Annotated in this window: 19 protein-coding genes and 2 pseudogenes; 9 read left to right on the forward strand and 12 right to left on the reverse strand. The window is 59.8% G+C overall.

Annotation, left to right across the window (positions count from 1 at the left end):
- Positions 1-206: 206 nt before the first annotated feature.
- From GSQ88_RS05985 to GSQ88_RS05995, 3 genes are all read right to left on the reverse strand, one after another.
- Positions 207-665 (reverse strand): GNAT family N-acetyltransferase, encoded by a 459-nt coding sequence (locus tag GSQ88_RS05985; RefSeq protein WP_349628203.1) that lies wholly within the window; start codon positions 663-665, stop codon positions 207-209.
- A 62-nt stretch (positions 666-727) separates the two neighbouring features.
- On the reverse strand, positions 728-1030 hold the full coding sequence (locus tag GSQ88_RS05990) for a hypothetical protein (protein ID WP_159006469.1): 303 nt from the start codon (positions 1028-1030) through the stop codon (positions 728-730).
- A gap of 19 nt (positions 1031-1049) precedes the next feature.
- Positions 1050-1433: a hypothetical protein gene (locus GSQ88_RS05995; RefSeq protein WP_159006470.1), complete on the reverse strand. Its 384-nt coding sequence runs from the start codon at positions 1431-1433 to the stop codon at positions 1050-1052.
- A 640-nt stretch (positions 1434-2073) separates the two neighbouring features.
- On the opposite strand from GSQ88_RS05995, the gene GSQ88_RS36135 reads away from it, so the two are divergent.
- The gene (locus GSQ88_RS36135; RefSeq protein WP_502706699.1) at positions 2074-2343 is read left to right on the forward strand and encodes a DUF4951 domain-containing protein; all 270 of its coding nucleotides are present in this window, start codon (positions 2074-2076) and stop codon (positions 2341-2343) included.
- Positions 2344-2683: 340 nt separating this feature from the next.
- Here GSQ88_RS36135 and GSQ88_RS06000 read toward each other — a convergent pair.
- Positions 2684-3831 (reverse strand): annotated as a pseudogene (locus GSQ88_RS06000) (IS3 family transposase); the annotation flags it as partial.
- A 113-nt stretch (positions 3832-3944) separates the two neighbouring features.
- Here GSQ88_RS06000 and GSQ88_RS36140 point away from each other — a divergent pair.
- Positions 3945-4217 (forward strand): annotated as a pseudogene (locus GSQ88_RS36140) (DUF6881 domain-containing protein).
- Between the two features lie 726 nt (positions 4218-4943).
- On the opposite strand, the gene GSQ88_RS35520 reads toward GSQ88_RS36140, so the two are convergent.
- The gene (locus GSQ88_RS35520) at positions 4944-5498 is read right to left on the reverse strand and encodes a hypothetical protein (protein ID WP_246735080.1); all 555 of its coding nucleotides are present in this window, start codon (positions 5496-5498) and stop codon (positions 4944-4946) included.
- Between the two features lie 125 nt (positions 5499-5623).
- Between GSQ88_RS35520 and GSQ88_RS06010 the strand changes: the two genes are divergently transcribed.
- A complete protein-coding gene (locus GSQ88_RS06010; protein WP_210253758.1) occupies positions 5624-6043 on the forward strand; it encodes a hypothetical protein in 420 nt (139 codons plus the stop codon).
- Between the two features lie 184 nt (positions 6044-6227).
- Entirely contained in the window at positions 6228-6413 is a 186-nt protein-coding gene (locus GSQ88_RS06015; RefSeq protein WP_159006472.1) for a hypothetical protein, read from the forward strand.
- A gap of 40 nt (positions 6414-6453) precedes the next feature.
- Here the strand turns inward: GSQ88_RS06015 and GSQ88_RS06020 are convergent, their stop codons facing one another.
- On the reverse strand, positions 6454-6723 hold the full coding sequence (locus GSQ88_RS06020; protein ID WP_159006473.1) for a hypothetical protein: 270 nt from the start codon (positions 6721-6723) through the stop codon (positions 6454-6456).
- Between the two features lie 147 nt (positions 6724-6870).
- On the opposite strand from GSQ88_RS06020, the gene GSQ88_RS06025 reads away from it, so the two are divergent.
- Entirely contained in the window at positions 6871-7230 is a 360-nt protein-coding gene (locus GSQ88_RS06025; RefSeq protein ID WP_159006474.1) for a PRC-barrel domain-containing protein, read from the forward strand.
- An 89-nt stretch (positions 7231-7319) separates the two neighbouring features.
- On the opposite strand, the gene GSQ88_RS06030 is transcribed toward GSQ88_RS06025, so the two are convergent.
- Positions 7320-8387: an extracellular solute-binding protein gene (locus GSQ88_RS06030; RefSeq protein ID WP_159006475.1), complete on the reverse strand. Its 1068-nt coding sequence runs from the start codon at positions 8385-8387 to the stop codon at positions 7320-7322.
- Positions 8388-8597: 210 nt separating this feature from the next.
- On the opposite strand from GSQ88_RS06030, the gene GSQ88_RS06035 reads away from it, so the two are divergent.
- On the forward strand, positions 8598-8840 hold the full coding sequence (locus GSQ88_RS06035) for a hypothetical protein (protein WP_159006476.1): 243 nt from the start codon (positions 8598-8600) through the stop codon (positions 8838-8840).
- Between the two features lie 321 nt (positions 8841-9161).
- Positions 9162-10409: an NRAMP family divalent metal transporter gene (locus GSQ88_RS06040; RefSeq protein WP_174247932.1), complete on the forward strand. Its 1248-nt coding sequence runs from the start codon at positions 9162-9164 to the stop codon at positions 10407-10409.
- A gap of 36 nt (positions 10410-10445) precedes the next feature.
- Here GSQ88_RS06040 and GSQ88_RS06045 read toward each other — a convergent pair whose 3' ends face one another.
- Positions 10446-10934, reverse strand: coding sequence for an ester cyclase (locus GSQ88_RS06045; RefSeq protein WP_159006478.1), 489 nt, complete (start codon positions 10932-10934; stop codon positions 10446-10448).
- 52 nt (positions 10935-10986) lie between these two features.
- Entirely contained in the window at positions 10987-12009 is a 1023-nt protein-coding gene (locus GSQ88_RS35525; protein WP_246735089.1) for an adenylate/guanylate cyclase domain-containing protein, read from the reverse strand.
- Between GSQ88_RS35525 and GSQ88_RS35530 the strand changes: the two genes are divergently transcribed.
- On the forward strand, positions 11896-12714 hold the full coding sequence (locus GSQ88_RS35530) for a hypothetical protein (protein WP_246735092.1): 819 nt from the start codon (positions 11896-11898) through the stop codon (positions 12712-12714). The two genes, GSQ88_RS35525 and GSQ88_RS35530, sit on opposite strands and share 114 nt — an antisense overlap.
- Before the next feature lie 339 nt (positions 12715-13053).
- Here the strand turns inward: GSQ88_RS35530 and GSQ88_RS06055 are convergent, their stop codons facing one another.
- Both GSQ88_RS06055 and GSQ88_RS06060 read right to left on the reverse strand, forming a co-directional pair.
- A complete protein-coding gene (locus GSQ88_RS06055; RefSeq protein ID WP_246735081.1) occupies positions 13054-13953 on the reverse strand; it encodes a LysR family transcriptional regulator in 900 nt (299 codons plus the stop codon).
- 354 nt (positions 13954-14307) lie between these two features.
- Positions 14308-16170 carry a potassium transporter Kup gene (locus tag GSQ88_RS06060; protein ID WP_159006480.1) on the reverse strand — a complete coding sequence of 621 codons (1863 nt, stop codon included), beginning with the start codon at positions 16168-16170 and terminating at the stop codon, positions 14308-14310.
- Positions 16171-16450: 280 nt separating this feature from the next.
- On the opposite strand from GSQ88_RS06060, the gene GSQ88_RS35535 reads away from it, so the two are divergent.
- Positions 16451-16648, forward strand: coding sequence for a hypothetical protein (locus GSQ88_RS35535; protein ID WP_246735082.1), 198 nt, complete (start codon positions 16451-16453; stop codon positions 16646-16648).
- 35 nt (positions 16649-16683) lie between these two features.
- Here GSQ88_RS35535 and GSQ88_RS06065 read toward each other — a convergent pair whose 3' ends face one another.
- The gene (locus tag GSQ88_RS06065) at positions 16684-17877 is read right to left on the reverse strand and encodes a DUF1501 domain-containing protein (RefSeq protein ID WP_159006481.1); all 1194 of its coding nucleotides are present in this window, start codon (positions 17875-17877) and stop codon (positions 16684-16686) included.
- Between the last annotated feature and the right edge of the window lie 11 nt (positions 17878-17888).

Genomic DNA, 17888 nt, shown 5'->3' on the forward strand with positions numbered 1-17888 from the left:
ACAAGAATGATCTGCACCAGCGTCCTGGTCGTAAAAACCTTGTTCAACAACGTCATTTGATGCCCCCTCTGCGTCGTATAAGGCATGAAGACGCGAGAAACAATGGCTCCGCATCTTCGTGCCCAGAAACGAAAAAAAGCCCGATGGCCATATGGCCAACGGGCGAGATGAGGGATTTCGGACGGATACGATGCGTGCCGGCGCGTTTAAACATTTCCATCAACGACGATGACGCCGTCATTTGATGGACTTTCTCCAATACAATGTGTTCGGCCATGCCCATGGATTTCGCGGCTGATGCAAACGGTAGCCGCGCGAATAAAATTGTTTGCCGAGGCGATGTTATCGGTGGCGTCAGAGACCAAGGAGTGTCCACCGTTGTTGCGAGGACGGCATTCCGTCGCGCGCATCATGCGCAGCTGCAGACCATGGCCACAGTGCTTCCTCAGCACGCCGACGCGTGAAAAATAGCCGGCATTATGGGCGCGCGTGGACGGAATGACACCTGCGAAGCCAACCGGCGCCGCCTCGCGAAACGCGAGCCACCAATAACCTTGATCGAATTTCGGAATCGGGGCGCCATCAAAGAATGTAAGCCGGTGAAGCTCTGTCAGAACATCCCCAACTTCGTCGTCCAACCCGTCAAGCTCCCGAATGCTGTACATCGACCAGCCTCCCTGAAGCTCCGCTTTACTGCGATGCCAACCGATGTAGCTGCCGCTTCTGACTATTTGCTGAGCAAGGCCTTGATGCCGAGCCCCACTACTCCAACAAAGGCGGTAACGACAATCGTGATCACGGCTTTGAATGTGTAGCTCTGCGCCTGTTCGACACTCTTACGCCACCGTCGCAGATGTTGGAGATCTGCGCGTAGCTCACGGCGATCGTCGTCTTCTACCCCGAACGAAGTCAGAATGGCCACGACGGCTTTTAGGACCACGGCGTCGATATCCTCGTGGTGAAGTCTTTGCTGTTCGGCCATCGTTTCCGCGACCACCGCACGAATATGATCGTCGCGCGTTGCGGTCATCGCTTGAGTGTTCCAGCCGTCAACGCTTGATGATCCGCACGACGTCTCCGAATGGGCGCGTACTAAAATAGAACGGCATAACGAGGCCGGCCCGGATGCTGACGTCGCCTTTCAAGGATGGCGTCGTGCCGAGACCCAAGATCGTGTCCCACACGACACATTTGGCAAAGAACGCTAAAACGACATAGAAGGCGAACTTTTCAGGCTCCCAGGGATGCCCGATCTCGGCCATCTTCAATTGAGTGGGCGATTGCGTCTCAAGTGTCTGCGCGGCGATCTCACTCCCGGCCAGATCGGCCGCTATCTTGCTATCGATGTGGCCCGCTTTCAATTTGGCTTGATATGCGTCGATTAGTCCCTTGATGACAGGTCCGCCGAGAAATGAGAGGATCGCCAGCCACATATCCGTTGACCTTTCGAGCTGTCCGCAACCGCGCGACAATGGTGATGATCGAGACGCCGAGCAGGATGCGCCCGACCATCTTGGTATCGCCGACCGCCGCCGATACCTGGTCTCTCAAGTTTGGATCGCCCAGCGCTTCGGCGAGCACATCGACCCCCTGCATCGCAACGCCGACGACGGCGAAGCAATAACCCCACGCCATCGTCAAAGAGTGAAGGCAGGAGGCCTTGATTTCGGTCCACATGTTACTGCGCCGCTTTGAGCGCAACCGCGGCAGCTCCAACCGCAAAGCCAGTCGCAACCCGAGCCGTCGGCTCAGCCAAGGCCAACTGTACCTGTTGAATCTGCGGCCGAAGGTTGGTCAGCTTCGCCATTCATAGATTTCTTCAATAAGTTGGCGGCACCTGAGGGCGCTCAATCGGAAGGGGTGGCCGATTTTGTGCGGAATAACCCCGCCGCTGCAAAGATTGAAGGAGCGATTGGACTCGGTTAGCTGCTGTTTCCGCCACTGGCAATCGCGGGCGCTGAGGGACTCGGTCCATTTAGAGCAGGTCTGGGCGAATCTGCGGCTGCTGATGGGCTCGCCGGCCCAACAATCTCAGGGGTAGGTACGCCAGCGCGCAGCCCTGCCACACAAGCTATCAGCGAAGCGGTAGCCACCTTACCCAAGGAAATAACGCCAGACGATTTTCGGCGACTTGCCGGTTTCGCTCAAGGGCTAACAACATCAAGAGAGGCTTCCACCGAAGCGACTGCTGAAGTAATATCCAATCTCACGTCCGCCGGGATTACCTCGCGAACTGTTGCTGCCTTCCAGAATTTTTATGAGAATGCAGCGAGCCAGGATCCAACCAACCTTTCGGCAGCTCACCGCGCCTTGCTGGCAAACATCTTGAGGAGCTTCCAATGACGGATACGACCGCAAAGTATCTCATAATTAACCGCAACCCCGAGCCGTTGACGGTGATCGTGGAGCCTTGGGCTGAGGAGGTTATCCTCTCATCGGATTCTTCACTGTTGCTGACGGTCCTCTGCGACAGGGAGGGTTTACTGGAAGTGGTGACGGACCTCAACTATCTCACTGTGGGGCTTTGGACTGGGTGTCGGGTTACGCTTGCTGTGAATGGCGAGAACATGACTTTGCCGTCGCTTCTAATCCCATCTCCCTGATGAGGCTGGCCGCCGAGATGGCATATTCTCGCCTTGCTGATGCTAAAAGTGAGCTGCACCCGGTTCTGTTGACACCCGTTTAAGCTAACCTGCCGCTCGAACTCCATAGGGCTCAAATATCCGATCGTCGAGTGCCGGCGTTTCGGATTGTAGAAGCGCTCAATATAATCGAAGACGTCGGCCTTGGCATCGTCCCTGGTTCGATACATTTTGCGCGCAGTCCGCTCGGTCTTTAATGACGAGAAGAAGCTCTCCACCGCCGCGTTGTCCCAGACGTTGCCTGACCGGCTCATCGAGCAGACCACGCCGTGATCGGCCATCAACCGCTGGAACTGCTCGCTGGTGTATTGGCTGCCACGGTCGGAGTGATGCAGCAGCGCATCCGGTTTGCCGCGTCGCCAGATCGCCATCACCAGGGCATCGGTGACGAGCTGTGCCGTCATTGCTGTACTCATCGACCAGCCGACCACCCGCCGCGAGAACAGATCAACGACTGCGGCCACATAGAGCCAGCCTTCCGCCGTCCAAACATAAGTGAAGTCAGCAATCCATTTGTGGTTGGGAGCGGGCGCTTCGAAGCTGCGATCGAGCACGTTGGGAGCGACGGCGGCGACCTGCCGCTCCCCCAGATCGGGCGGCAGTCGACGCTGTCGCGGGCGCGCTTTAAGGGCCTGCAGCCGCATCAATCGTTCGATCCGGTGCAGCCCGCACGATACCCCTTCGGCGAGCAGGTCGTGCCACACCCGCCTGGCGCCGTAGGTCCGGTCGCTCGCCAAGAAACTGGCACGAACCTTCGCGCCAAGCTCTTCTTCGCTCTGGCTGCGCCGACTGCGCGGTCGTGTCAGCCAGGCATAAAACCCACCCCGCGAGACACCGAGCGCCTCGCACAACCAGTCCGCCGGCCATATCCCCCGGTGCTTCGCCACAAAACCGAACTTCACGTCGATTCCTTCGCGAAGTAGGCCGCGGCTTTTTTTAGGATATCTCGTTCGGCCTTGAGCTTGGCAACCTCGCGCTTGAGCTGCGCGATCTCCAACTGCTCTGGCTTCATCTGGCCGTGACCTGGAAACGCGTGCTGCGGGTCGTCCGCAAGCTGCTTCACCCAATTGCGCAACTGTGTCGGATGAACTCCAAGGTCTTTTGACGCCTGCGCATACGACACGCCGCGCTGCTTGATCAGCCGGACCGCCTCAAGCTTGAACTCCCGCGTGAACTGCCTTCTCTCCATGACGCACCTCCTGTTCCATAAAACACCTAACTCGGTGTCTTCGGAACCGGGTGCAGCTCAAAGCCCGAAGCCACGAGGTTAGGGTTTATCAGCAGCGGCAAGGTGCCGAGCGAATGATTTACATCAAGGTGAAATGGAGCCACTCGTTTCCTGATGAACCCATACTTCTTTACAGTGAGTTGGATCGCGAACGTTGTGAGATTCGCAAGGTCGAAGCCTTTCCGGGCGGCAGGATGGGGTATGCGGGCCTGGAGTAGCTATGGGGGGCGGAACTAGGCTTAGTGCCGGTGCCGTCGCTTGGGCAGATCGCCGAGGAGTCCGAATTCGAGCCGGCTACGATACCAAAAGCGGAGTTCGACGAGATCTGGTCAAAGGCGACGGCGTAAATCGATTTCGCGCGACCGCACAACACGATCCGCAAGCCTCGCCTGATTGCGAATGTGTAGAAGGAGATGTGTCCGGCGGCAAGACCAATCTGGTCGGCGACCCTTCAGCTCTATAATACCGCGGCCGAACTGACGCGGATCATGGGACAGAAGAACTCCGGCAAGTTCTTCAACGATCCAGCCACGATCAATCCGCAGACCGGACAACTACTGCATCCGCCGCCCGTGCGCGCAGCTGCTGGCCGTGCAGGCTACCCCCCAATCACCGCCTTGCCGTTCCTCACTCGCAACGCGACACGGACTGCGGCCTATAGGGCTTTACTCCTGCTTCCGAGTGCGCGCGGGAGTTTTCCCGGCCAGGTTAATCTCGACTTTTGCTAGTCGCGAAATTCGTAATCACCGAACTCGCTTTTCACACCCACCCCTGCTCTCGATACCGCATCGGCCGGTTGAACGCCCCCACCCTCCCCGGCGCCTCATAGCAAACCGCCATCAGCCCCAGCACATCGGCCGCATGGCTCAACCAATCATGCTCCGGTCCGAGACCGACGTCGCGCACGTCGTCCTTGCGCTCGTGATAAAGGCCGATCGCGTCGCGGCCGGGCTAGGTGCTGGCCTCGTTGAACCAGAGTTGCGGGCCCAATCGGCGCAATGCCTCGATGCGCATCATGGCGGCGCCCTTGCCCTGGTTCTTCACCGGGGGCTCGACATTAAAACACGCGTCGCTCAGATGCTCGTCATAGCGCTTGCCGGTGACGTTGTTGGCGTTGATACCGTCATGCGGCAGATACAGGATGGCTTGCGCGTAGCTGTGCTGCGCAGCCGGTTGACGTGAAACGCCAGCACCTGGCGGACCGCCGCGTAATGATCCAAGATACGCATTTCATTGCCGATCCACTGCACAATCCAGATCGTAAAAGCATCGGCCCGCGCGCCGGAGCCGCCGATGTCGATCAAGGCGCGCAGCCGCAGCAGCGGATCGGCGGAGACTTCTCCAATTCGGCCCTGCGCCCGCGCTTCGGGCATCATTTCCGCGAAATACGCACCCTCGAACGCGCGCGCGTAGACGCCTTCCCATACGTGCTCATACCGCTCCGGGTATTTCGCGAGATCGAGCTTTCGTTCCCGCGATTGAAAAAGCCCGCGGGCCGTTTCCGGGCCGCGGGCTAGTTCTTCCGGCGATGGATATAAGGACGTGATTTGCCCGACGTTGCAAGCTTTTTTTGAACGGGTTCGTGGAAATCGTGCGAGGCTGCGATCGAAGCGGTGCTTGGATGCCATCCCGGTCTGAGCAAGCTCCCCGTTCGCCGCCGGCGCCGCCCTTTCCGCGACGCCGGTCTCGTGCTACTAAGTAGCTGATTTATCCAGGGCATTTTTGCTGTACTAATTTTGAGTAAGGTTATCTTATGACGTGGTCGAAGATGCGCGACGATTTGATCGCGCAAACAAAAGCATTCGTTCAATCCGTAAACGGCGGAAAACAGCAGCTCACGCCGCAGCCGGCATCGGTCGGGGCTGCCCCAATCGAAGAGCCTTTCGCAGAGCTTGTCTCAGACTTCGTCGCGAATACCGCACCGAGCGAGACATCCGTCGCGGCCGAACCGATCGAGCGAGCCGAACAAACCGACGACCTGCCATCGCCGCCCGCGCTAAGCCCACGGCCGCCTGCGCTCAGCGAAGTGCGAAGGGAAATCCAGACCCGGGTCGCGGCTTTTCAGGCCCACCAGCATCGCTTCCACCGCGAGCGCGAAGCCTATTTCAATTCGGTTTTGACAAAGGTCCGCTCGGACATCGAAAAAGGTCCCGACGCTCCGACGTTGTCTTGATTCCCAAGGTTGCCCGATACCAAAGGCACCCAGTAGCGATGCTATCCTGGCGATCGCATCAGCGATGGATCGGCGTCGAATGCCACCAATTTATCTTAAATTAGAAGCCTTCTTTTCAGCGAATTCGAATTTAGGCCCGGTATCATCCCGTTCGGCCGAACCTGATCGAGCTGGAGAATGTCCGATGTATTTCGTGGCCGCGATGCTCGCCGTGCTTGCAGGGCTGTTCTACGCCGCCGGCAATCATGAAATCGGCGGCTGGGGCGTCGAGGTGTGCCGATATGGCAGCACGTTTTGCGATAGTCCGGTCTATGTTCTGGTCGGAGCCATCCTCGCCGCGCTGTGGGGCGGCTTCGTTAGCGTTCGCTGAACAAGCCGCCTGCCCGCTACCAAGCCCACCCCGAGTTTGTTTATTGCGAAACGGGATTCGCCGGTTGCGCCGGCTTTGGGCCAGGAACATCGGGTTCAATCGCAGCTTTCGGCGTAGTCGGCGTCACCGTTGCGCCGACCGCTTTAGCCGCAGCCTTGGTCGAGGGGTAGTGAACTTCCGCGGTTCGCAAATGAGGCTTGTTCCACGGGCCATGATCGACCAGCAACATGCCCAGTACGCCGAGCGCGGCGACCGCGATCGCGGCGACGAGCGGGCTGCGAAGCGTCCACATCGAGTGATGTTGGCTCATGGAATGGCCTTACCTTGCTGTTTCGCCTGCTGAATTAAGTCGCATCCGAGCCGAAGGTTCCCCGAACTCCCCGATCCCAAGCCGGTTTTGCCGGAACAATTGGGCGCGCGAGTTTGTTGTTTGCACTCAATTCAAGGAGGTAAGGTCATGGTTACCGAAGCAAGAGAAACCGGCACACTGATCGGCAGCGACAAGGTCGAGGGAACCGCGGTTTATGGTGCCAACGACACCAAGATCGGGTCGATCGAACGTGTCATGATCGACAAGAAGAGCGGCCGTGTTTCGTACGCCGTGTTGAGCTTTGGCGGCATATTGGGCATCGGAGACGATCATTATCCGCTGCCTTGGCAATCACTGAAATACGACACGGAGCTTGGTGGTTACCGGACCGCCATTACCGAGACCCAACTCAACGGCGCCCCGAAATACGGCAACGACAATGCCTGGAATTGGAACGACCCCGCCAGCGCGGCATCCATCAATTCCTATTACGGCGTCGCGATCTAACCCGGCGATCTGCCACTAGATAAAAGGCCCGCCCTCGAGCGGGCCTTTTTGTTGCCTGCTCTCCGTCGCCAGCTCTCACATTCGATAGATCACACCTTGAACAGCTTGGCGTAGCGCGCCTTGATGTCCTCGCTTTGCGCCAGCACCGCGACTGGATCAGACTTGAGCAATTTCAGCGAAGCCAATGGCGGATGACCGGGCTTTTCCTTGATCTGCGAATGGAACGAACGAAGGCCATAATTTTCGACGAGCAATTGTTGCCCCTCCGCGCTTAGAAAGAAGCTCTGGAACAGCCGCGCGGCATTCGGGTTCGGCGCGCCGCGAAACACGGCGCTGGGAACGATGATGAGCGGGGAGCCTTCGGTCGCATAGACTACCTCGACTGGTTTGCCTTCGTCCTTGGCAAGCAGCAAATTATAGTCGTTGCCGTCGGCCATGATCGCGCGCTCGCCCAGCAGCAGCTTCTTGGGCGGGTCGGCCGCCGACTGCACCTGCATCACTTTTTGTTTGGCGAGGTTTTCGAAATACGACCAGCCGAGATCCCGCGACAGCACGAAGGTCGCCGTCATGATCGCGCCGGAATAGCCGGGATGACCCTTGACGATCTTGCCCTGCCACTTCGGATCGAGCAGGTCGGCATAGCTCTTTGGCGCCTCCTCCGGCGTCACCAGGCTCGAGTTGTAGCCGATGGCCTCCATCCAGGCGCACGAGGTCGCATAGGTCCCATCGGCATCGAACTGATCGGTGGGGAAATATTTCACGACATCCTCCGGGAGGTAAGGCGCGAGCCAATCCTTGCCCTTCCAGTCAAGGTAATGCGCGGGGTCGGTGCTATTGGCGACGTCGACCGCGTTGATACCGCTGCCCTGCTCCTGGGCGATGCGCTGATAGATCCGCTCGGCGCCGGAGCGCTCGACGTGAACGGATATTCCCGGATATTTGGCTTCGAACGCCCTGCCCAGTCGTTCCGCGACATTGAGCTCCAGCGCGGAATAGTAGGAAATCTTGCCCTCTTTCCTGGCGGCGTCGATCAATTCCGGCGTCACGCTCGATGGCGGCGGTGCCGCGGCCTTCACCCGCCCGGCGAACAATGCCGTGGCCGTCAGCGCACTGGAGATCTTGAGCACGTCGCGTCTAGACCAGTTGCGCTTCCGCATGGCGTTTTCCCCGTGTGTTCTTGTTAAGCTCGCTGCATCATGGTGGCAGCGCGATCGAAAGCAGGCCGGAGACTAGCACATCCCAGCACCCGCAAAAGGCCGGCACCGCCGTCGACAGCACGATTCCAGCCGTCACCCGAACGGGTTCAGATTGCGTTCAGATTTCAGGCCATAGGTTTCGCCGGGGCTGGCATTTTAACAGGAGACAGCATGATTTTAAGGCCTTTGGTCGCAGCGATGGCGATCGCCGTCGGGATTTCCGCCACGACGGCGATGGTCGCAACCCCCGCTCATGCGCAAAACGTGGAGGCAGAGATCATCGGCTTCCATCAGCTTTGCGAAAAGGGCGACCGTAAAGCCTGCATCCGCTTTGGCATTCTCATCGGCAGGAACGAACAGCGCGGTGCCGATTGGCGCAGAGCTCACACCGAGTGGTTTTGGTGGGAACGCTAATACAGGAAATCAGGAGGCCGCCGCGCTCGGCGGCCTCCTTCATTTTATCGGGCCGGGCAATCCGGACGTTGTTATGAACGTCTCATCCCCTGCTCATCCCCGTGCAAAACCAAACACCGTGCTTGCCAGTTGAGGTCGGCCGGGAACTTTGCGCCGCGGCAGCGCTTGCTTTGCAGAACGATCGTCATTTCCAAGACAATGCCGTAGCTCGTACGCCTGCCATTCAACCCGTTCTGGACATTTGGGCATTTGATGACGGAATCCAGCAGGCCGGACGTCAAAAAGCCCGGCAGCGCTCCGCCTGCCAAAAAGCCCCGCAACATGGTGCTTCGGTTGCTGGGCCCGGGCCTCGTGACCGGCGCTGCCGATGACGACCCGTCGGGCATCGCGACCTATTCACAGGCCGGCGCGCAGTTCGGTTACGGTCTGTTGTGGACGGTATTTCTCACCACGCCTTTCATGATCGCCATTCAGCTGGTGAGCGCGCGGATCGGCCGCGTCACCGGCAAGGGCCTCGCGGCCAATGTGATGGAGCTGGCGCCACGCTGGCTCGTGCTCACGCTGGTGTTTCTGCTGGTCGCCGCCAACACATTCAATATCGCAGCGGACATTGCGGCGATGGGAGAATCGCTCTCGCTGGTGATCGGCGGACTCAATCACGAGCACGCGCTGATCTTTGCCGCGACATCGACCCTGCTGCAGGTCTTCGTGCCCTATCGCCGCTATGCGCCGGTATTGAAGTTCCTGACGCTCACGCTGTTCGCCTACGTCGTGACTGCGCTGACCGTGAAAATCCCGTGGAGCACCGCGCTGCTCGCGGCGGTGTGGCCGAAGCCCGCCATCGACGCGGACTATTTCATGATGGTGGTAGCAGTGCTCGGCACCACGATCAGCCCGTATCTGTTTTTCTGGCAGGCTTCGCAGGAGGTCGAGGAAATGCATCAGGGCAAGCTGTCCCGTCCGCTTCGCGAACTCAGGAAGGGCGGTGATCCAGAGCTCCACCGTATTCGGATCGACACCATTGTCGGAATGCTTTTCTCCAACGTGATTGCCTTTTCCATCATCCTGACCACCGCTGCCGTCCTGAATGCCCATGGCGTCACCAACATCAATTCGGCAACACAAGCCGCGGAAGCGCTCAGACCGTTGGCGGGTGATTTCACCTTCCTTCTTTTTGCTCTCGGTATCATCGGCACCGGCATGCTGGCGATCCCGGTGTTGGCAGGCTCCGCCGCCTATGGTGTGTCCGAGGCGTTCGGATGGCCGGCGACGCTGGAGGCCCAGGCGCCGGATGCCGTCGGTTTCTATACGATTATCGCAGCGGCGACCGTGATCGGGTTCGGGCTCGGCTTTACCGGCATCGACGCCATTCACATGCTGGTGTGGAGCGCCGTTCTCAACGGCATCGTCGCGGTGCCGATCATGGCGATGATGATGGTGATCGTCGCCAACTCAAGGCTGATGGGCCGGTTCAGGGCCAAATCCTGGCTGATCGCGTTGGGCTGGATCGGCACCGCGCTGATGGCCCTGGCCGTGATCGCGTTGATCGGCTCGTCGCTGATCGGCTGAACGTAGGGCTTGTCCAGAATCAGAAACGATCAGGCTCTAGGCGCGCAATTGAGCCAAAATGCCGGCGATGTCGCCCATGCCCCAATGCTCCCTCAGCAGACCGTCCTTGACCGAGAATATGTCGCACGAGGTGAATCGCAGCTTGCGATGGGTCGGCGGCACACCGAGGTAGGTGCCCTCGTGCGTTCCGGTATAGACAAAGCTCGCGGCGACCCGATCGCCTGAGATCACCGAGGTCTCGACCGTGACCTGAAGGTCGGGCATGCCGGCGATCCGGCCGGCAAAGAAATCGACGCTGGCCTGCTTCTGGGATTTTCCGGCAGCCGGGGCCGGAGCCGCCGCGCTGAACTGATGATTGACATAGTCCTCGGCAAACAGGTCGGCAAACGCATGGATATCATGGGCGCTCAGCGCAGCCGCAAACCGATCCGGAAGAGATGACGTGGTGTTTTGCGCCAGGGCGTTCGAAGTCATCGCGCCGGCCACGGCGGTCGCGCCCACCAACAACAATTTCCTGCGTTCCATTTTACCTCATTGCATTTCTTGATGGCCGGATGCGAGCCAGCGGCCACGCCGATCATTTATAGTCGAAACGCCATGCACCGTCCCAATCGTGAGGCGGAGCTTTGGTCACGAAATCGTTGATGCGCTTGATCATACCCTTCGACGGATCGTCGCTGGGGACGGCTTCGAGCGCCGCCTCGAAGGCGCGGCGTGCCTCGTCCCAGCGACGCGTGCGATAGGCTGCGAGCCCTTCGGCATAGCGAGCCCGCAATATCAATTGTTCCGGCGCAAGGTCACCTTTGCCGCCCATGACCTCAAACACCGCCTCGGGATGAATCTGACCAACCACCACTATCCGGTCGATCTCACGTGTTTCGATCGCGTCGTCGGCGGCCATCATCGTCGCTTCGGAAATCAGACAGCGGCTACCATACGCCTTGTTCGCCCCCTCCAGACGCGATGCCAGATTCACGCTGTCGCCCATGACGGTGTAACTCATCATGAACTCCGAGCCGATGCTGCCGACCAACACCTCCCCGGTCGCGATGCCGACGCGAATGTCGCAGGCAGAGCCGGCAGCGCGCACGCCAAGCAATTCAGGCAATTCCGTCCGCAGTGCCGCAACACGCCCAAGCATTCCGATGGCGGCAAGGCATGCGAGCCGGGCGTCTTCCCCTTTCTCGGTGAAGGGCGGTCCCCAATAGGCCATGATCGCATCGCCGATATATTTGTCGATCACGCCGTGATTGTTTCGAACCTGTTCCGACATCGCGGTCAGAAAGTGATTCATCACCTTGACCAGCCCCTGCGGCGTCATGCCTTCGCTTAGAGCGGTAAATCCCTTCATGTCGCAGAACAGCACCGTCATCACGCGCCGCTGACCATCGGTCGCGGCCAGCACCGGGCGATCGATCAGCGTTTCCACGACCCGCGGATCAATGTATCGGCCGAAGGTTTCCCGCATCTTCTCGTTTCGACGCAGTTGCGCGAGCATGGCATTAAAAGCCGTGGTGAGCTGGCCGATTTCATCATGGGTCGTGACGTCGATCGAGCCGTCGAGCCGCCCGGCCTCGACCGCGCGGGTGCCGTCGAGCAGGCGTCGCACCGGCCGGGTGATGCCCGAGCTGACGAACAGCGAGAACGTCAAGCCGAGTATCGCAGCCAGCCCGGTCAAAACCGCCGAGATGGCGATGGTCCGCTGCTGGTCCCGCATCGTCACGGCGGCGTCAGCGCGAACCTGCGCCATCATATCCGTGCGAATGCCATCGATCCGCTGGTTAAGCTCGTCGCGAAGCGCATCGATCCGGGTCAGGCTTCGCCTGATTTCAGCAAAATCCTGCGTTTTCGCCTCCAGCAGCGGAAACAGGCGGTCGTGCTCTTCGTCGAGGTAATGAAGGAGATCCCTGCTGGTATCCTCGATCCGGCTGTCGATCCGCCCCAGCGCCGCATTATCCGAGTCCGTGGCGAGGTCGTCGATGATGGCATTGATCAGCCCATGGACCGCGCCGGCCTCCTGTTCGATCGCGACGCCGGCCGCTTCATAGCGCTGCTTGCGCTCGGCAAAGCCTGCTTCGTCGGGCGGCGATTGCATCTTGGCGATGACCATGCGGCGAAGCTCAAGCGAACGCCCAAGCGACTGAGTCTGCATCCGCGCCAGGTGGTTGTTGGCTTCGACGTATTTTGTCGTCAACTCATCGAGCTGATGGGCGACCTTTCTCGTCATCACGGTCGACAGCGCCGAGACGATGACCATGAGGATAATCAGCCCGACAGCAATACCGAGAATCTGGCTTCTAATTGACGATCGCATCATTGATCAGTCCCGCTCCCGGCGGTCAGAACTACAACTGGAGAGAGTGTCAATTCGGCTTCGATCCTAAAATGGGCCGCGGCGCAAGCGATTTCGGCCTTCAGGGATCGGATATGATTCCATCGCTGCCGTCGAGAACCCGCCCCTCGCTTGCGAAGGATGCCGACCGCACCCGGAAGATGGTCGCTCAGCAGAAAAGCCCGGCGGGGCTCGTCGGGCATTACTGCGGCGGGGTGGCGAGCATGAAGGCGGGCGATCGGTCCGATTTCGTCGGACTGGCCACTATCGCGGCCTTGCCCCGGACGCAAGCGGGAGCCCGCGCGATTCGCGCTAAATCGAAACCTCCGGCCTCAACTCGCCTTGACGGAGACCGGGCTTTTCAAAAAATAGCCCCGACAATTGCTTCATGAGCGCCAGCGCCTGGCCCGTCTCAAGTCCCAGATGAACACACAGCAGGACCTTGATGGCTGGAAGCGGCGGTAGATAATATTCCTTGGCTTTTACGAGGTTCGGCGGGACCGTACTTTCGGGCATCACGACGAGGCCGATACCAGCTTCCACGGCGGCGAGCTTGGCGTGAAAGTCGGCGCCGTTGAATACGATCTTGTAGGCGATGCCGTGCTTGGTCAGGGTACGGATAGTCCAGTCATCTCCGGGCCACGTCAGGATTGGCAGCGGCGCGCCCGGACTAATGACAAAATTCTTGGCGCGTACCCACACCAGCGGATCGTAACATTCGTTGACAACAAGTTCTTCGATACCGGCATGGAATGCCGAGTTCTCGAAGATGCAACCGACGTCGATATATCCGTCAACCAGACCCTTCGCTATTTCGATCGAGTGATTGGCCTCGATGAAAATATCGCTGAGCGTATCGGGATTTTGATGCTTGAGGAATTTCTCCAGGAACAGCGTGGTCAGGCCGAGCCGCAGCGGCTGGGGTCCCTCGACATTGCCGCCAAGCCGCAATAACTGATCGTTGGCTTCAAGAATTCTTCGTGCCTGACGCAGCGCGAGCTTACCCAGCTCCGTGGTGGTGGTTCCATTGGCCGTTTTCGAAAATAGCGCGCCGCCAACGAGGCTCTGCAGCCGGTGGATCTGCGAACTTACCGCGGGCTGACTGAGGCCGAGCCGTTCACCCGCCTTCGACAGACTGCCGGTCTCCGAGATCGCGACAACGGTGCGCACGATCTCCATTGGAATGTTCAGATGCTGATGCCGCTTATGCATTGGGGCTCCCCCGAGCTGGCCAAAGACCCGGCACTAACTCTCCAGTCAAGATGCCGAGAATATAGATAACGCATAACGCTACGAGACGGCCCTTCTACCGCGCAATTTCACAGACACCACAATGCTGCCTGGGCCAAGACACCGCCAAGGGACCCCGCCAAGGCAGTCCCGTCCGGGCGCGCCTGAAGCAAGACGCACCCCAAGCTTACATCCGACCTACCGCGGATTACAACGGACTTGCGGTTGCCTTTTTGCTCCAACGTTGCAAACCTGTTGAAAGACGCTGCCATATGCGGGCTACAGGGAACATACCGGAGGAGCGGCCGGACGGGCTTTTGCCCGGAGCGGCTCGCCTCAAATCGAGACCTGCCGCCCGATCTCCACGACCTGATCGGTGGGGAGGCTGAAGAAATCGCTGACATGGATCGCGTTGCGTTCCATCACAGCGAAGAAGGCCTCCTGCCATCTGGGGAGGCCCATGCCGTCCTCGCGGGCGATCACCGTTTCATGGCCGACGTAATAGGTGACATCGTCGAGATCGACCGTGCAGCCCAGCGATTTGCTGGTCGTGAGCAATTCCGGAATATGCGGGCGCTCCATGAAGCCGAAACGCGCTTCGGCGCGCCAGAAATTTGGAACAACTTCCTCGATCGTCACGCGATCACCGGACACAAGCCAAGGTACCGAAAGGATCTCCACGCGTAGGACGTACAGATGTTCATGCAAGGCGCGATTATGCCTGACGTGCCACTGCATCACAGGCGGCGTATCGCGCTCGGCCCGGGTCAGGAACACAGCGGTGCCCGGTACGCGGGGGATATTTTTCGTTTGAATGATCTGCATGAACTGCGGAATCGGAATCAGCGCTTCGTGCAGCCGGCTCATCACCGCCGCCCATCCACGATGCCAGATCCACATCACGGCATAGACGGAAACGGCGAGAAGCAACGGCACATAGCCGCCCTCGGCGATCTTGGTAAGGTTGGCGAGAAAGAAAGCGCTGTCGATGACCAGGAAGAACGCCGCGATCGAACCCGCCACCGGCAGGCTCCAGTGCCAAATCTCGCGCATCGCAATGAACAATAACGCCGATGTCATCAGCATGGTCAGCGACACGGCAATGCCGTAAGCCGCGGCCAGATTGTCCGATTTGCCGAAGCCGATCGTCAGGGCGACGGTCACGATCATCAACAGCCAATTGACGACGCCGACATAGATCTGCCCGTAGCCCTCGGAAGAGGTCTGCTTGATCCGCAGCCGCGGCAGCCAGCCGAGTTGAATGGCCTGCCGGGTCATCGAGAACGCCCCGGTGATGATCGACTGGCTGGCGATGATCGTCGCCACCGTCGCCAGCACGATCAGCGGAATCAAGAGAACAGGGGGACACAGCCGAAAGAAGATATTGCCGTCGGTCGGCGCGCCCTCGAGTACCAGCCCGGCCTGTCCCGCATAGTTCAGGATCAGGCTCGGAAACACGACCGCAAACCAGGCGAGTTTGATCGGTCCCCGGCCGAAATGCCCCATATCCGCGTAGAGCGCTTCGGCACCGGTGACGCAGAGAAATACCGCGCCCAGCACCAGGAAGCCGGTCACCCCATGGGAGACCAGATAGGACAGCCCGTAGACCGGATTGAGCGCTGCGAACACAGCTGGATGCTGCGCGATGCCGTAGATCCCCATCACCGCGATCGCCGCGAACCAGAGCAGCATCACCGGACCGAAGAAGTGACCGATCCTGGCGGTGCCCTGCGACTGAATCGCAAACAACACGAGCAGGATCGCGACAGCCGCGGGAACGACGTAAGGCTGCACGGCGGGCGTCGCCATCTCAAGGCCTTCGAGCGCCGACAGCACCGAAATCGCCGGCGTGATCGCGCCGTCGCCGTAGATCAGCGCCGCCCCGAACAGGCCGACGGCAATAATGGTCGGACGGTGCTGCTTCTTCACGCCCAGAAGCGCCATCAGCGCCAGAATGCCGCCCTCGCCGTCATTGTCGACGCGCATCGCGAACAGCACATATTTGACCGTCGTGACGATAAACAGCGTCCATAGCACCAGCGACAACGCGCCCAACACCGTCGCCGGGTCCGACGGCGTCGCGGTGGCGCCGAGAATGGTCTTGAAGGTGTAAAGCGGGCTCGTTCCGATATCGCCGAATACGATGCCGAGTGCGGTAAGCCCCAAAACCGGCAGGCTGCCTTTCTGCGACTGCCTCATTTCGATGCCAGCCTCAGCCGTTGAATTTGCGATCAATTTAAATGCCCGATCTCAGGAATGTCTCAACCGCCAGACCGCCAGAAAGGTCCATAACACGATAGGCCGGCGTCGGCCGCCAAAACGAATATCGCTTTGCATTACGACGTCCACACGACATGAAAAGGCCGCTTTATCCCATAGTTGCCGCGTCGCCCGCCCTGCTGGTAGATATCGACGACTGCCGGACTTCAAGGTCGTTTCCGAACCCCAACATCTGGTAACCTGACCGGAAGGAGAAAAAATGAGTTCGGAAAGAACAGGCACAATTCTGGGCGTAATCGTCGCCGCGGCGGTACTTGCCGCTGCCTTTGTTTATGTGCCCGTCGGGAGCAGTCATATGGCGGCTAAACCGGCCGCCGCATCACCCCCACCAACACCGCAAACCCCGGCAGCGCCCGCCGCGCCACGAGGGCCCGTGGTCCGGGAAGTCCCGAATTAGGCTTGGCACATCAGGTTTGGCGACGAGCGGCTGCCCTACACCAATCCCAATGCGGCCGGATGCGTGCCCGCGAAGATCCGCTGTAGGCTCGCATCTTGCAGCCCGAACATGTGTTGGAATAGCCCGGCGAACATCGCGCGATAATCCGTCAGAACCGGATAGTCCCGGTTCTGGAACAGATTCGGCTGGTCGACCTTCACCTGCTCGCCGATGATCCGCCCGCCATTGATACCGCCGCCCATCACCCAATAGACGCTGCCATGGCCGTGGTCGGTGCCGTGGTCGCCGTTCTCGCGAAAGGTGCGGCCGAATTCGGAGATCACGACGACCACCGTGTCGCGCCACCCCGAAGGCCCGATCTCCTCGGAGAAGCCGGCCAGCGCCCGGCCGAGTTCGCCAAGACGATCGGCCAGATAGCCGGTGGCCGCGCCCTGGTTGACGTGGGTGTCCCAACCGCCGACATCGACAAAGCCGAGATTGAACTGCTCGCGCATCAATCGCCCGATGCGCCGCGCCGAGAGTTCAAACCCGCGCGGCGAAACCGCGCCGCGATTGGCCGCCGTCATTTCTTCCGAGATCGAGCGATAGACGTCATCGCGAATTCGAAATCCCTCCGACACCGACGAGCCGAGATCGCTTTGCGCATACATGTCCTTGATCAACCGCGCCTGCCGATCGTCGACGCCTGGCTTGCCGACGCTGTTGAGCCCGATATTAGGAATCTGCGACTTGCCGCGAAAGATCAGCGGAAGCTGGTCGGTAAAGGAGATCGGCTTGGCGCGCGACAATTCGGTCGCAAGCCGGCTCATGAAGCCCGAGCGATAGTCGCGCGATCCACCGGCCGACTGGCCAAGTTCGATCGTGTCCTGGGTCTCGAAATGGCTCCGCGTCAGGTCGTCGGAAGTACCCGCGAACGGGACAAACGCGATCTCGCGTTTTGCCCACAACGGATAGATGCTGTCGCGCAGCGACGGGTGTAGCCCCCACTCCGCGTCGAGCGACAACGCCGCATTCGGATTGCCGGCGTCGGGCTTGGCGATGCCGAGCGTGGGCCGTGAATTGTGATAAAAGTCGCTCGACACCGGCACCACGACATTGGCGGCGTCATAGGCGCCGCGCAAGAACACCACCAACAGCCGCGCGTCGGTTGCCGGCGCGGCCCAGACCCGGCCACCAACGGTCATTGGAACCAGCGAGGCGAACGCTTTGATTAATTCACGGCGATTCATCGATGCGGTTC

Source organism: Bradyrhizobium sp. S69, assembly GCF_009766005.1.
In the GTDB taxonomy this organism is placed as follows: domain Bacteria; phylum Pseudomonadota; class Alphaproteobacteria; order Rhizobiales; family Xanthobacteraceae; genus Bradyrhizobium.